Origin of the sequence: Paraburkholderia sp. MM5384-R2 (genome assembly GCF_014201025.1) — a bacterium.
GTDB lineage: Bacteria > Pseudomonadota > Gammaproteobacteria > Burkholderiales > Burkholderiaceae > Paraburkholderia > Paraburkholderia tuberum.
In genome coordinates this window covers 155,087-167,387 of record NZ_JACHDI010000013.1, presented here as the reverse complement: position 1 = coordinate 167,387, position 12,301 = coordinate 155,087, and the positions used below count along the sequence as shown (strand labels likewise).

11 protein-coding genes and 1 tRNA gene are annotated in these 12,301 nt (G+C 63.5%); 5 read left to right on the top strand and 7 right to left on the bottom strand.

The window, feature by feature from the left end; translation table 11 throughout:
- Positions 1-14 precede the first annotated feature (14 nt).
- The 5 genes from HDG37_RS21270 to HDG37_RS21250 all read right to left on the bottom strand — a co-directional run bounded on the left by HDG37_RS21270 (position 15) and on the right by HDG37_RS21250 (position 5,312).
- Complete coding sequence (locus tag HDG37_RS21270; protein WP_184051024.1) at positions 15-1,253, bottom strand: type II secretion system F family protein; 1,239 nt, start codon at positions 1,251-1,253, stop codon at positions 15-17.
- Complete coding sequence (locus tag HDG37_RS21265; RefSeq protein ID WP_184051022.1) at positions 1,250-2,506, bottom strand: GspE/PulE family protein; 1,257 nt, start codon at positions 2,504-2,506, stop codon at positions 1,250-1,252. The genes HDG37_RS21270 and HDG37_RS21265 overlap by 4 nt, the downstream gene beginning before the upstream one ends.
- Positions 2,507-2,653: 147 nt before the next feature.
- On the bottom strand, positions 2,654-3,952 hold the full coding sequence (locus HDG37_RS21260; RefSeq protein WP_184051020.1) for an HlyC/CorC family transporter: 1,299 nt from the start codon (positions 3,950-3,952) through the stop codon (positions 2,654-2,656).
- 241 nt (positions 3,953-4,193) lie between these two features.
- Positions 4,194-4,270, bottom strand: a tRNA-Pro gene (locus HDG37_RS21255).
- A 49-nt stretch (positions 4,271-4,319) separates the two neighbouring features.
- Positions 4,320-5,312, bottom strand: coding sequence for a polyprenyl synthetase family protein (locus HDG37_RS21250; RefSeq protein WP_184051018.1), 993 nt, complete (start codon positions 5,310-5,312; stop codon positions 4,320-4,322).
- A gap of 285 nt (positions 5,313-5,597) precedes the next feature.
- Here HDG37_RS21250 and rplU point away from each other — a divergent pair, with 285 nt between their 5' ends.
- The 4 genes from rplU (at position 5,598) to proB (ending at position 8,742) form a co-directional block, all read left to right on the top strand.
- Positions 5,598-5,909: a 50S ribosomal protein L21 gene (gene rplU, locus HDG37_RS21245; protein WP_007180329.1), complete on the top strand. Its 312-nt coding sequence runs from the start codon at positions 5,598-5,600 to the stop codon at positions 5,907-5,909.
- A gap of 25 nt (positions 5,910-5,934) precedes the next feature.
- Entirely contained in the window at positions 5,935-6,195 is a 261-nt protein-coding gene (gene rpmA, locus HDG37_RS21240; protein WP_008923994.1) for a 50S ribosomal protein L27, read from the top strand.
- Positions 6,196-6,432: 237 nt separating this feature from the next.
- A complete protein-coding gene (cgtA, locus tag HDG37_RS21235) occupies positions 6,433-7,554 on the top strand; it encodes an Obg family GTPase CgtA (RefSeq protein ID WP_184051016.1) in 1,122 nt (373 codons plus the stop codon).
- A gap of 69 nt (positions 7,555-7,623) precedes the next feature.
- Positions 7,624-8,742, top strand: coding sequence for a glutamate 5-kinase (gene proB / locus HDG37_RS21230; protein ID WP_184051015.1), 1,119 nt, complete (start codon positions 7,624-7,626; stop codon positions 8,740-8,742).
- Between the two features lie 132 nt (positions 8,743-8,874).
- Here proB and HDG37_RS21225 read toward each other — a convergent pair whose 3' ends face one another.
- Together HDG37_RS21225 and HDG37_RS21220 are read right to left on the bottom strand one after the other, a co-directional pair.
- On the bottom strand, positions 8,875-9,432 hold the full coding sequence (locus HDG37_RS21225) for a CNP1-like family protein (RefSeq protein ID WP_184022883.1): 558 nt from the start codon (positions 9,430-9,432) through the stop codon (positions 8,875-8,877).
- 76 nt (positions 9,433-9,508) lie between these two features.
- Complete coding sequence (locus HDG37_RS21220; RefSeq protein ID WP_184051013.1) at positions 9,509-10,258, bottom strand: RNA pyrophosphohydrolase; 750 nt, start codon at positions 10,256-10,258, stop codon at positions 9,509-9,511.
- A 300-nt stretch (positions 10,259-10,558) separates the two neighbouring features.
- Between HDG37_RS21220 and HDG37_RS21215 the strand changes: the two genes are divergently transcribed.
- A complete protein-coding gene (locus tag HDG37_RS21215; RefSeq protein WP_184051012.1) occupies positions 10,559-12,295 on the top strand; it encodes a proline--tRNA ligase in 1,737 nt (578 codons plus the stop codon).
- The last annotated feature ends 6 nt before the right edge of the window (positions 12,296-12,301 follow it).

Here is a 12,301-nt window from a genome sequence, read left to right as displayed (position 1 = left end):
ATTCGGCTGCGATGCTACACCACGTTGCCGAGTTGAATAATGGGAAGATACATCGCGATGACGAGGCCGCCGACCAGTGTGCCGAGCACGACGATCACGAGCGGTTCACACAGGCTCGATAGCGTGCCGATCCTGTCGTCGACCTGGCGATCCGCAAGCGACGCGACATCGAGCAGCATGCTGTCGAGCGCGCCGGATTCCTCCGCGACCGCAACGGGCTGCACGACTTCGGGAGGAAAGCAGCGGGCCGCGAGCATAGCCGCGGCGAGCCGTTCGCCGCGCCGCAATCTGATGGCGATGCTTGCCGTCGCGCGATCGAAGAAGGCATTGCCGGTCGCCTGAGTGAGCGAATCGAATGCGTCGGCGAGCGGCGTGCCGGCGGACAGCAAGGTGCCAAGCGCGCGACTCCAGCGCGCCGCGCACAGCGTGCGCAGCAGCGGGCCGGCCACCGGCAGGTCGAGCGACAGGCGCGCGAAGCGGATGCGCGCGCCAACCGAACGACGCAGCACGAGCGTGATGGCCGAGCTCATTGCGAGCATCAGTATGAACAGCGGCACACTCCAGCGCGCGGCGGCCGCCGAGAGCGCCAGCACGAACTGCGTCGGCGCGGGCAGCTTCGCGCCGAAGCCATCGAAGATCTGCTTGAACGTCGGCACGACCCACACCAGCAATGCGGCAGTTATCGCGAGCGCGAGCAGCAGGATCGCGGCTGGATAGGTGAGAGCCGCGCGCACCTTCGCGCGCTGCGCAGCGGCGCGTTCGCGATCGTCGGCGAGGCGGGCGAGCACGGTGACGAGCGCGCCCGCCGCTTCGCCCACCTCGACGAGCTGGCAATACAGCGCATTGAACTGCGCGGGGTGCCGCTGCAAGGCCGCCGAAAACCGCAGGCCGGCGGTGATGTCGCGCGCGACAGTGCCGACGATGCGCGGCATGCCTTGCCGCTGACCCGACGTCGACGCCTGCGCGAGTAGTTCGAGCGCGGGCGCGAGCGGCAAACCGGCACGCAGCAGACTGGACAGTTGTCGCGTGAACAGCGTGACAGCGGCCGCGCTCGTCTTCGGGCGTGGCGCCGGCCCTTGCGTTGCGAGTTCGACGATAAAGAGGTTGTCGCGTTTGAGCATCGTGCGTGCGGCGCTCGCGTCGGGCGCGATCAGCGTGCCGCTTTGGCGCGTGCCGTCCGCGTCGACGCCGCGCCATCTGAAGCGTAGGTCGGCTGAGACGGACCGGGTTGGTGACAGCGCGGCGGTACTCATGCGACCTCCGTGGCGGCGAGCGCTTCGGCGAGACTCGTGGTGCCGTCGCGCACGCGCGCAAGCGCCGCGTCGCGTAACGTCGCGACCTGCTCCATCTGCGCGAGGCGGGCCAGCTCGTGCGCGCCCGCGCTCGCGACGATCTGCTCACGCATCGCGTCGGAGACGGGCATCACCTGATGAATGCCGACGCGCCCCCGATAGCCGATGCCATGACAAACCGCGCAGCCGGTCGCCGCATACGGTTGCCAGCCGTCGAGCTCATGTTCGCCAAAGCCCGCGGCGTGGAGTGCCGCCGGCGAATGCGGCGCGGGCGCGCGGCATGCGACGCACAGTCGCCGCACCAGCCGCTGCGCGGTCACCATGCGCAGCGCGGCGGCAAGGTTGTACGGCTCGACGCCGATGTCGATGAGCCGCGCGATGGCCGCGGGCGCGTCGTTCGTATGCAGCGTGGACAGCACGAGGTGACCGGTTTGGGCGGCCTTCACGGCAACGTCGGCGGTTTCGTTGTCGCGGATTTCGCCAACCATGATCACGTCCGGGTCCTGACGCAGAAAAGCCCGCAGCGCGACCGCGAAAGTCAGTCCGGCTTTTTCGCGCACGCTGACCTGGTTGATGCCGGCCAGCTGGATCTCGGCTGGGTCTTCCACCGAGCAGAGGTTGCGTGCCTCGCCGTTCAGCAGGTTCAGGAAGCAGTACAGCGATAGTGTCTTGCCGCTGCCCGTCGGTCCGGTGACGAGCATCAGACCGTGCGGCGCGCGGATCGCGGCGTCGACGGCTTCGCGCTGCCGCGGATCGAGGCCGAGCGAATCGAGCGAAAGATCGGCGGGCAACGCGTCGAGCCGTCGTAGCACGAGCTTTTCGCCGAACAGTGTCGGCAGCGAATTGACGCGGTAATCCTCGAGCCGCCCTGGCGACGTCGCCAGGCGTAGCCGGCCGTCCTGCGGCACGCGTCGCTCGGCGATGTCCATGCGCGCGAGCACTTTCACACGCGTGACGAACGCGTCGCGCAGATGGGCGGGCGGCCGCGGGATTTCATGCAGCACGCCGTCGATACGCAGGCGCACACGCCAGCCATGCTCGGCCGGCTCGATGTGGATATCCGACGCATTGCGCCGCGTCGCTTCGTGCAACGTGTCGGTCAACAGACGCACGGCTGGGGCGTTGTCGGGATCGTTCAGACTCGTTGCGCTGGATTCGCCGTCGACAGCGAGTGGGCGCGGCAATGCCGCAGCGGTGGCAAAAGGTGTTTGCATGAGAGACCGGTGATGAACCGCCTTTAGAACATGACGGCTTCATCTTCCGGTTGCGGGCGTCCGAATGCCATTCGGCCATTCGGCTAATGGCGCGTTTCGCGAGCCTGTGCGATGCTGACCGTGAATCAGCGTGCGGCGGCGCGAAGTTCAGCCTGACCTTGCTTTACCGGCCTTTGTGCGCGACGGCGGTTTGAAGAGCTTGACGGTGCGGATCGCCTGATCGTCGCTGCGCATCACTTCGAGCTTGGTGTCTCCGATGCGCACGCAGACGTCGCCGTCGGGGATGTCTTCGAGGATCTCGAGAATCAGGCCGTTCAGCGTTTTGGGGCCATCGGTGGGCAGCCCGAGTTGCAGCCACCGGTTGAGCTCGCGCAACGGCATGCTTCCCGCGACGATGCATTCGCCCGCCTCGTTCCAGCCGCCGCGTGAGCTGGCGCTACGCGGAATCGACGTGGTGAATTCGCCGATCAGTTCTTCGATGATGTCTTCCGGTGTGACGAGGCCTTGCAGTTCGCCGTATTCGTTGACGACGAGCGCGATGCGTTGCCGGCTCTCCTGAAAGTATTGCAGCTGCTGGAACACCGGCGTGCCGCTTGGCACGAAGTACGGCTCGGCGAGCAGCTCGCGCAAGGTATCGCGCTCGAGCTCCTGGTTGTGCAGCGCTGACAGCGTCTTGCGCACGTGCAGCACACCGAGCACGCGGTCGATGTCGCCCTGGTAGACGATCAGCTTGTTGTGATAGCAGGTCTCCAGTTGATGCAGGATCTGTTCGAACGGGGCATCGAAGTCGAGGGCCTCGATACGGCGACGCGGGATCATCACGTCATCGACGGAGATGTTTTCGAGGTCGAACAGGTTCAGCAGGATGCTGCGGTGCTTGGTGGGCATGAAGCTTCCCGACTCGAGCACGATGGTGCGCAGTTCTTCGGTGGACAGCCGCTGGTCGCGCGCGCCCTTCGTGTTGATGTGCAGCACGCGCAGGATGCCGGTCGCGAACAGGTTGACAAACCAGATCAGTGGTCTCGCGACGCGCATCAACGGCGCGATCAGCAGGCTCGCGGGCAGCGCGATTTTCTCGGGAAACGTCGCGCCGACGATCTTCGGTGTGATCTCCGCGAACACGATAATGAGGAACGCGACGATACCGGTCGCGATCGACAGCACGAGGCTATTGCGGCCGAACGTATGCAGCGCGAGCGATGTCGTCAATACCGGAATGATCGTGTTGAACAGGTTGTTGCCTATGAGGATCACGCCGAGCAGCTGATCGGTTTTTGCGAGCAGGCCCTGAGTCGTCTTTGCGCCGAGCGTGTTCTTGCTGGCGAGATGTTTGAGGCGATGACGATTGAGCGCCATCATCGCTGTCTCGGAAATGGAAAAGAAGGCGGAGCAGACAAGCAGCAGAAGGACGGCGCCGATCTGCGCCCATAAGGGAAGTTGTTCCACGCGTCGTGAAAAATAAGGGAAAGGATGGAGAGAATATAGCAGAGGGGGCCGCGCGCTCCGGCGTGGCCGAAGGCTGACGCCGCTAGGACGACAACGTGGCAACGTACGCGCTGTGCCTGGCGAGCCGGAGGAAAGAAAGCGGCGAAGGGCAGCACGAGAGCAACGAAAAAAGCGCCGCGCAAAACAAAAAACCGCCCAGCAATGCTGCGGCGGTTTTGAACCTTGAGCTACAAGGAGAATCTGGTCGGGGTGAGAGGATTCGAACCTCCGGCCTCTACGTCCCGAACGTAGCGCTCTACCAGGCTAAGCTACACCCCGATTGGGTACTGCTGACTCGATACAGACTAATTCGGCGTTTCAGTTTCGTTCAAGACTGTCTTGCCGTCGAGTAAGAACATAATTCTAGCAGGCTCTCTTTGAAAATGGAACGGGGAAATGACGATATTGCTGCCGCGGCTGCCTGCGCCTCCTGTTTCGCGCACTCGAGCGTGTGATCCAGCGCGCCCGAGCGCGTGATCGCGTCGAAAATCGTATCGAAACGGTCGGTGCCACCTTGCTCGATGGCTTCGCGCGCGAGCGCCGACTGCTCGGGCGTGCCGCGTTCGATCAGATAGATGAGCGGAAGCGTCGGTTTGCCTTCGCGCAGATCGTCGCCGGCGTTCTTGCCCATCGACTCGGCCGTGCCCGTGTAGTCGAGCCAGTCGTCCATGATCTGGAACGCGGTGCCGATGCGACGACCGTACTCGGCGGCGGCGGCTTCGGTTTTCGCGTCCGCGCCGGCCAGCACAGCGCCGAGCTGGGCGGCCGCCTCGAACAACTTTGCGGTCTTGTAGCGGATCACCTGCATGTAACGGGCTTCGTCGACGTCGGCATCGTGCATGTTCAACAACTGCAGCACTTCGCCTTCAGAGATGATGTTGGTCGCCTCCGACAGAATTTCCATCACGCGCATCTTGCCCACGCCGACCATCATCTGGAACGACCGTGAGTAAAGAAAGTCACCGACCAGCACGCTCGCCGCGTTGCCGAACAGCGCATTGGCGGTCTGGCGGCCGCGCCTCAGGTCGGACTCGTCGACCACGTCGTCATGCAGCAGCGTGGCCGTGTGGATGAATTCGACGACCGCCGCCAGCTCGTGCCGGTGCCCCGTCGTATCGCCCAGCGCGCCCGCCACCAGCAACAGCAGCGCGGGCCGCAGCCGCTTGCCGCCGGCGCTGATGATGTACTCGGAAATCTGATTGATCAGCATCACGTCCGACGCAAGACGTTGCCGGATGACGCGATTGACCTGCTGCATGTCTTCGGCGATCGGAGCAAGCAGGCTGGCGACGTTGGGGGAGGTGGTGGCAGTCGACGACATGATGGCTGAATTGGGTAGTGCCGCGAATTATAAGGCGATCGGGGCGCTTCCGGGTCGTCGGCTGCGGCGTGGATGCGTTCCGCATCGCGCGCGGGGCGCCTGCCAAGGCCGTCTGCGGGGCGCCGCGCGTCGCAGGTATGCCATCTGCGCGCGCCTGCGAGGGAGGGCAAAGCCGGACGGTAGACGGTTTGGTAAGCAGGTTTTGACCGAGCAGCTAACTCTATGTATAATTGAGGGTTTCCGCGCGCGGTGCGTGGGAAAAATGAATACAGAGTGAGGTTCTCAATGTACGCGGTCATAAAAACCGGTGGCAAGCAGTACAAGGTTGCCGTCGGCGAAAAACTTAAAGTAGAACAGATACCGGCAGACATTGACGCTGAAATCACGCTCGACCAGGTTCTCGCAGTGGGCGAAGGCGAATCGATTAAGTTCGGTACGCCGCTGGTCAGTGGGGCTTCCGTCAAGGCTACCGTCGTGTCGCAAGGTCGTCACGCCAAAGTGACGATCTTCAAGATGCGTCGCCGGAAGCACTACCAGAAGCATGGCGGCCACCGCCAGAACTATACCGAACTGCGCATCGACGCGATCAACGCGTAAGCGCACCGGTTAAGGAGCAAATCAAATGGCACACAAAAAGGCAGGCGGATCGTCCCGGAACGGCCGCGACTCCGAATCGAAGCGCCTCGGCGTTAAGGTTTACGGCGGCCAGGCTATTAACGCTGGTGGCATCATCGTGCGTCAGCGCGGTACGCGCATGCACGCTGGCGAGAACGTCGGCATGGGCAAGGATCACACCCTGTTCGCGCTGAAGGACGGCCACGTCCAGTTCTCGACGAAGGGCGCGGCGAAGAAGCACACCGTTTCCGTCGTCCCGGCAGCCTGAGTTTAATCAGGCACGGGCTTCAGGACCGGAAAAAGGCCCCGCGAAGTTCGCGGGGCTTTTTTTATTGCGGCGCCTCCGTAGCTTGGCGCCGAAGCCGCGCAGCCGACCGCTCCTCATCGGCGGACTATGCCGTTCGGTCGATTGATCAACGCGCGGCGCGCGCGGCAAAATAGCAGCATCCAATCAGTGTCAACCCCTGCATCGAATCGGGCAGTACACCACGGGACGGAGTAACAAATGAAGTTCATTGACGAAGCGAGGATTGAAGTCATCGCCGGCGACGGAGGGGATGGCAGCGCGTCGATGCGCCGCGAGAAGTTCGTCCCGTTCGGCGGCCCCGATGGCGGTGACGGCGGGCGGGGCGGCAGCGTGATCGCGGTGGCTGACCGCAACATCAACACGCTGATCGATTACCGCTACGCGAAAAAACATCTGGCGCGCAACGGCGAAAACGGCCGCGGCTCGGATTGCTACGGCAAGGGCGGTGATGACATCACGCTGCGCATGCCGGTCGGCACCACCATCACGGACATGGAAACCGGCGAGCTGATCGCCGATCTGACCGAGCACAACCAGAGCGTGCAAATCGCCCAAGGGGGAGCCGGCGGCCTCGGCAACCTCCATTTCAAGTCCAGCACGAACCGCGCGCCGCGTCAGAAGACCGACGGCAAGCCGGGCGAGCGCCGGATGGTCCGCCTCGAACTGAAAGTGCTGGCCGACGTCGGTCTGCTCGGCATGCCGAATGCGGGCAAGTCGACGTTTATCTCGTCGGTGTCGAACGCGAAGCCGAAAATCGCCGATTACCCGTTCACGACGCTCGCGCCGAACCTCGGCGTCGTGCGCGTCGGGCCGAGCCGCAGCTTCGTGATTGCCGACATTCCGGGGCTGATCGAAGGCGCGGCGGAAGGCGCCGGCCTAGGCCATCAATTCCTGCGTCACCTGCAGCGCACCGGGCTGCTGCTGCACATCGTCGACATCGCACCGTTCGATGAATCGATCGATCCGGTCGCCGAAGCGAAGGCGATCGTCAACGAACTGCGCAAGTACGACGAAGAGCTTTATCAGAAGCCGCGCTGGCTTGTGCTGAACAAGCTGGACATGGTGCCTGAGGACGATCGCGAAGCGCGCGTGGCGGCGTTCCTCGAAGGCTTCGGCTGGGACGGTCCGGTGTTCGAGATCTCGGCGCTGACTGGCCAGGGCTGTGAAAATCTTTGCTACGCCGTGTTCGACTACCTCGCCGAGCACTCCGACGCGCAACGCGCGGCCGAAGCCGAAGACCTGGCCTCCGATGTCCGTTTCCGCGACGGGACGCAGGTACCGGCCGCGACCCGCGAAGCCGGCACCGATCCGCAGGAATAACAACTCGAGCGCCGGCGCCAGCGGCGGGTGCCGGTATGCATCACGCGTCACCTTGGGAGACAGCGCACAATGCGTTCCGTCATCGCAGATTCACGGCGATTGGTCGTCAAAGTCGGTTCGAGTCTCGTCACGAACGACGGGCGCGGCCTCGATCATGCGGCGATCGGCCGCTGGGCCGCGCAAATTGCCGCACTGCGCGCGCAAGGCAAGGAAGTGGTGCTGGTCAGCTCGGGCGCGATCGCCGAGGGCATGCAGCGGCTCGGCTGGACGAAGCGACCGCGTGAAATCGATGAACTGCAGGCGGCCGCGGCGGTCGGTCAGATGGGTCTCGCGCAAGTGTACGAAAGCCGCTTCGCCGAACATTCCATCCAGACTGCGCAGATCCTGCTTACTCACGCTGACCTTGCTGACCGCGAGCGCTATCTGAACGCTCGCTCCACGCTGCTCACGCTGCTGGGGCTCGGAGTTGTACCGATCATCAACGAGAACGACACGGTCGTCACCGACGAAATCAAGTTCGGCGACAACGACACGCTCGGCGCGCTGGTTGCCAATCTGATCGAGGGCGACGCGCTGATCATTCTGACGGACCAGCAAGGCCTCTTCACCGCAGATCCGCGCAAGGACCCGAGCGCGACACTCGTCCAGCAAGCCGACGCCGGCGCGCCCGAGCTCGAGGCGATGGCGGGCGGTGCGGGCTCGAGCCTCGGCCGCGGCGGCATGCTGACCAAGATTCTCGCTGCGAAGCGTGCGGCCCATAGCGGCGCCAATACGGTGATCGCGAGTGGGCGCGAGCCGGACGTGCTGGTGAGACTGGCGGCCGGCGAGGCGATCGGCACCCAACTGATCGCGCGCACCGCGCGCATGGCGGCGCGCAAGCAATGGATGGCCGATCACCTGCAGGTGCGCGGCCACGTCGTGATCGATGACGGCGCGGTCGAAAAACTGACCGCCGGCGGCAAGAGCTTGCTGCCGATCGGCATCGTCGGTGTGCAGGGTGCTTTCGCGCGCGGCGAGGTGATCGCGTGTCTGAGCGCGTCAGGCCGCGAGGTCGCACGTGGTTTGACGAACTACAGCAGCGCGGAAACCAAACTGATCCAGCGGCGTCCGAGCGGCGAAATTGAGTCAGTGCTCGGCTATATGCTCGAGCCCGAACTGATTCATCGCGACAATCTCGTGGTGCTTTGATCTGCGAGGCGGCGCGCATATCGCGCGTATGAAGAGCCAACAATAAAGCCGTTCCAGCGCAGGCTGGAACGGCTTTTTAATCGTCACGGATAAGCAACGGCGCCTGAGCCGGGCGCGCGCCGCGCAACGGCGTCAATGAATCTGCGACGTCTGCGTGCGCTTGTAACGAATGTTCTCGACGATGTGCTGCGCGCTGCCGGTCGGAATCTTGTTTGCACACATATAGTCCTGATACAACGCGGCCTGGTACGCATTCAGCGCGCCGTTTTCTATCCGCGAAAACGGGTTTGCGACCGTCGTGTCCCAGCCGTCGTGATCGGCGTTCAGGCCCGCATACTGACGCCATTCATACGTGTCGCAACGGATGCCCTCGTAATTGACGTTGCGCGCACCGCCCGGGCTCGTGACGACCACCGTGTAACGCACGACGCCGTCGTTGCCGACGCTGACGGACTTCGGGTCGATCGCAAATTGCAGCGGCGTATTGCCGGAGACTTCGAACGGCAGCAGGTTCGCGTCGGAGGGCAGCGGCGGCAACGTGTCGACCTTGTTTTCAACCCAGTTGCTCTTGCGATCCAGCAGATAGGTGAACTCGCTGTCGTCTTTGTTGGTCGGTTTGCCGGCGCTCGAACAGCCTGCCAGCAGGGCGCCGGTGGCGACGCACGCCACGGCGAATGCAAGTGCTTTCAATCTGATTCCCTCGAGAGACAGACGCGGCTCGAAAGCCGCGCCAGAGAGAGGCGGCGCGAGCCGCCGCCTGGAATGGTTAATCGCGCACGCCTCGTCGGACTAACGGGGCGACGGCCTCGTCGACTTCGGCCGTTTCGCGCTCATCCTCCGATCTCATGTTGGCATCCGGTGAGCCGGGACCGCAATCCGGCGCGACCAGCACGTGCGTCGAAGATTCGACGCTGACCGAAGTTACGGTCGTGACGGTGGCGACCACCGTGCTTACCGTGGAATCCGGCGGGCTTTGCATCGACGACGCTATCCGGGGATAACGCGACCCATGATGCCCGCCAGGTTTTTCCGCACGCGGCGCAGGCCGGCGCATGAAACGGGACAGCTCCGTTAGCGCCAACTGATACACATCCCGCTTGAACTCGATCACACAGTCGAGCGGCACCCAATATTCGTTCCAACGCCACGCATCGAACTCAGGGTGGTCGGTGGCGCGCAAACAGATGTCGCAGTCGCGTCCTACCATCCGGAGCAAAAACCAGATTTGTTTCTGGCCGCGGTAATGACCGCGTACTTCGCGCTTGATGAACTTGTCAGGCACCTCATAACGCAACCAGTCGCGCGTGCGACCGATCACCTTGACGTGCTCAGGAAGCAGCCCGGTCTCTTCGTGTAACTCCCGATACATCGCTTGCACGGGGGTCTCGCCATATTTGATGCCCCCTTGCGGAAACTGCCAGGAATGTTCACGGAGCCGTTTGCCCCAAAACACCTCGTTGTGCGCGTTCAAGAGGATGATGCCGACGTTCGGGCGAAAGCCTTCACGATCCAGCATACAACCACCTTCGAATCCTTTAAAATTGCTTTGATTATAAACAGATAACCGACCCTACGCACCGAATCGCATAAGAATGGAGCGATTCGCCGCAACAGGCCCGGGTTTGCGGTAGCCTGTCGGTTTTCCGTGCCTATCCCTTGTGAGAGAGGCTTTGCGCGGCGGTTTCGGTGCCGCACGGGGGCAGGGCGCCGCCAGTCGGGCGAACCCTGCCGGCTTCGCCGCGGATCTGTGTCGATTTCCCTCATTTTCCCCTTTTCTGGCGGTCCTACCGGAAGCCGCCGCTTTTGGACACCTTGAATGAAAGCTTCCCGTTTCTTTATCGGCACTCTCAAAGAAGCGCCCGCCGACGCCGAAATCATCAGCCACAAGCTCATGGTGCGCGCGGGCATGATCCGTCGCGTCGCGGGCGGTATCTATAACTACCTGCCGGTCGGCCTGCGTTCGATCCGCAAGGTGGAAGCGATCGTGCGTGAGGAAATGAACCGGGCGGGCGCCATCGAGCTGTTGATGCCGGCCGTGCAGCCGGCCGAACTGTGGCAGGAATCGGGGCGCTGGGAGAAGTACGGTCCCGAGCTGCTGCGCTTCAAAGACCGCAAGCAGGCCGATTTCGTGATGGGCCCGACGCACGAGGAAGTGGTCACCGACATCGCGCGCAACCAGATCAAGAGCTATCGCCAACTGCCGGTCAACTTCTATCAGATCCAGACGAAGTTCCGCGACGAGATCCGTCCGCGTTTCGGTGTGATGCGCGGCCGCGAGTTCATCATGAAAGACGCGTACTCGTTCGACAAGGACGCGCAGGGTCTGCGCGAGTCGTATCGCAAGATGTACGACGCGTACGTGCGCATCTTCACGCGCCTCGGTCTGGACTTCCGCGCGGTGGCGGCCGACAACGGCTCGATCGGCGGCAGCGGCTCGCATGAGTTCCATGTGATCGCCGACACCGGCGAAGACGACATCGCTTATTGCCCGACCTCCGATTTCGCCGCGAACGTCGAGGCGGCCGAAGCGCTACCGCTGATCGCAGAGCGCGCGGCGCCGGCAGAAGAGATGAAGAAGACCGCGACGCCCGGCAAGGCGAAGTGCGAGGCGGTTGCCGAACTGCTGAACATTGCGCTCGAACGCACGATCAAGTCGGTCGTGCTCGCCACCGAGAACGAAGGCGCCGAGCCGACAATCTGGCTGCTGATGCTGCGTGGCGACCATGATCTGAACGAGATCAAGGTGGCCAAGCTCCCGGGCCTCGGTAATTTCCGCATGGCGACCGAAGCCGAGATCGTCGAGACGTTCGGCACACCGCCGGGCTATCTCGGTCCGATCAACACGAAGAAGCCGGTCAAGGTGATCGCGGACCGCACGGTCGCGAACATGAGCGACTTCGTGGTCGGCTCGAACGACGTCGACTATCACACCACCGGCGTGAACTGGGGCCGCGACCTGCCGGAGCCGGTCGTCGCCGACATCCGCAATGTGAAGAAGGGCGATCCGTCGCCGGACGGCAGGGGCGTGCTCGACATCTGCCGCGGCATCGAAGTGGGCCACGTGTTCCAGCTCGGCACCAAGTATTCCGAAGCGATGAACGCGGCCTGTCTCGACGAAACCGGAAAGCCTCGGCCGATGGAAATGGGCTGCTACGGCATCGGCGTCACGCGGATTCTCGGCGCCGCGATCGAACAGAATTTCGACGACAAGGGCATCATCTGGCCGGAGTCGATTGCGCCGTTCGAAGTCGTGCTGTGCCCGATGGGCTATGACCGCAGCGACGCGGTGCGTGAGCAGGCCGACAAGCTGTACGCGGAACTCGTCGCGGCCGGTATCGACGTGATCCTCGACGATCGCGGCGAGCGGCCGGGCGTGATGTTCGCCGACTGGGAACTGATCGGCGTGCCGCATCGACTGGTGATCGGCGACCGTGGTCTGAAGGACGGCAAGATCGAGTATCAGGGCCGTCGCGAGGCCGAAGCGACGCTGTTGCCGGTCGCGGACGCCGCGCAGACCGTGATCGGCAAAGTGCGCGCGGCGCTGGCGAACTAAGCGGAG

Coding starts and splice junctions, on each gene's coding strand:
- HDG37_RS21270 (WP_184051024.1), bottom strand. CDS start 1,253: ATGAGTACCGCCGCGCTGTCACCAACCCGGTCCGTCTCAGCCGACCTA.
- proB (WP_184051015.1), top strand. CDS start 7,624: ATGCGTTCCGTCATCGCAGATTCACGGCGATTGGTCGTCAAAGTCGGT.
- rpmA (WP_008923994.1), top strand. CDS start 5,935: ATGGCACACAAAAAGGCAGGCGGATCGTCCCGGAACGGCCGCGACTCC.
- HDG37_RS21250 (WP_184051018.1), bottom strand. CDS start 5,312: ATGTCGTCGACTGCCACCACCTCCCCCAACGTCGCCAGCCTGCTTGCT.
- HDG37_RS21265 (WP_184051022.1), bottom strand. CDS start 2,506: ATGCAAACACCTTTTGCCACCGCTGCGGCATTGCCGCGCCCACTCGCT.
- HDG37_RS21220 (WP_184051013.1), bottom strand. CDS start 10,258: ATGCTGGATCGTGAAGGCTTTCGCCCGAACGTCGGCATCATCCTCTTG.
- cgtA (WP_184051016.1), top strand. CDS start 6,433: ATGAAGTTCATTGACGAAGCGAGGATTGAAGTCATCGCCGGCGACGGA.
- HDG37_RS21215 (WP_184051012.1), top strand. CDS start 10,559: ATGAAAGCTTCCCGTTTCTTTATCGGCACTCTCAAAGAAGCGCCCGCC.
- rplU (WP_007180329.1), top strand. CDS start 5,598: ATGTACGCGGTCATAAAAACCGGTGGCAAGCAGTACAAGGTTGCCGTC.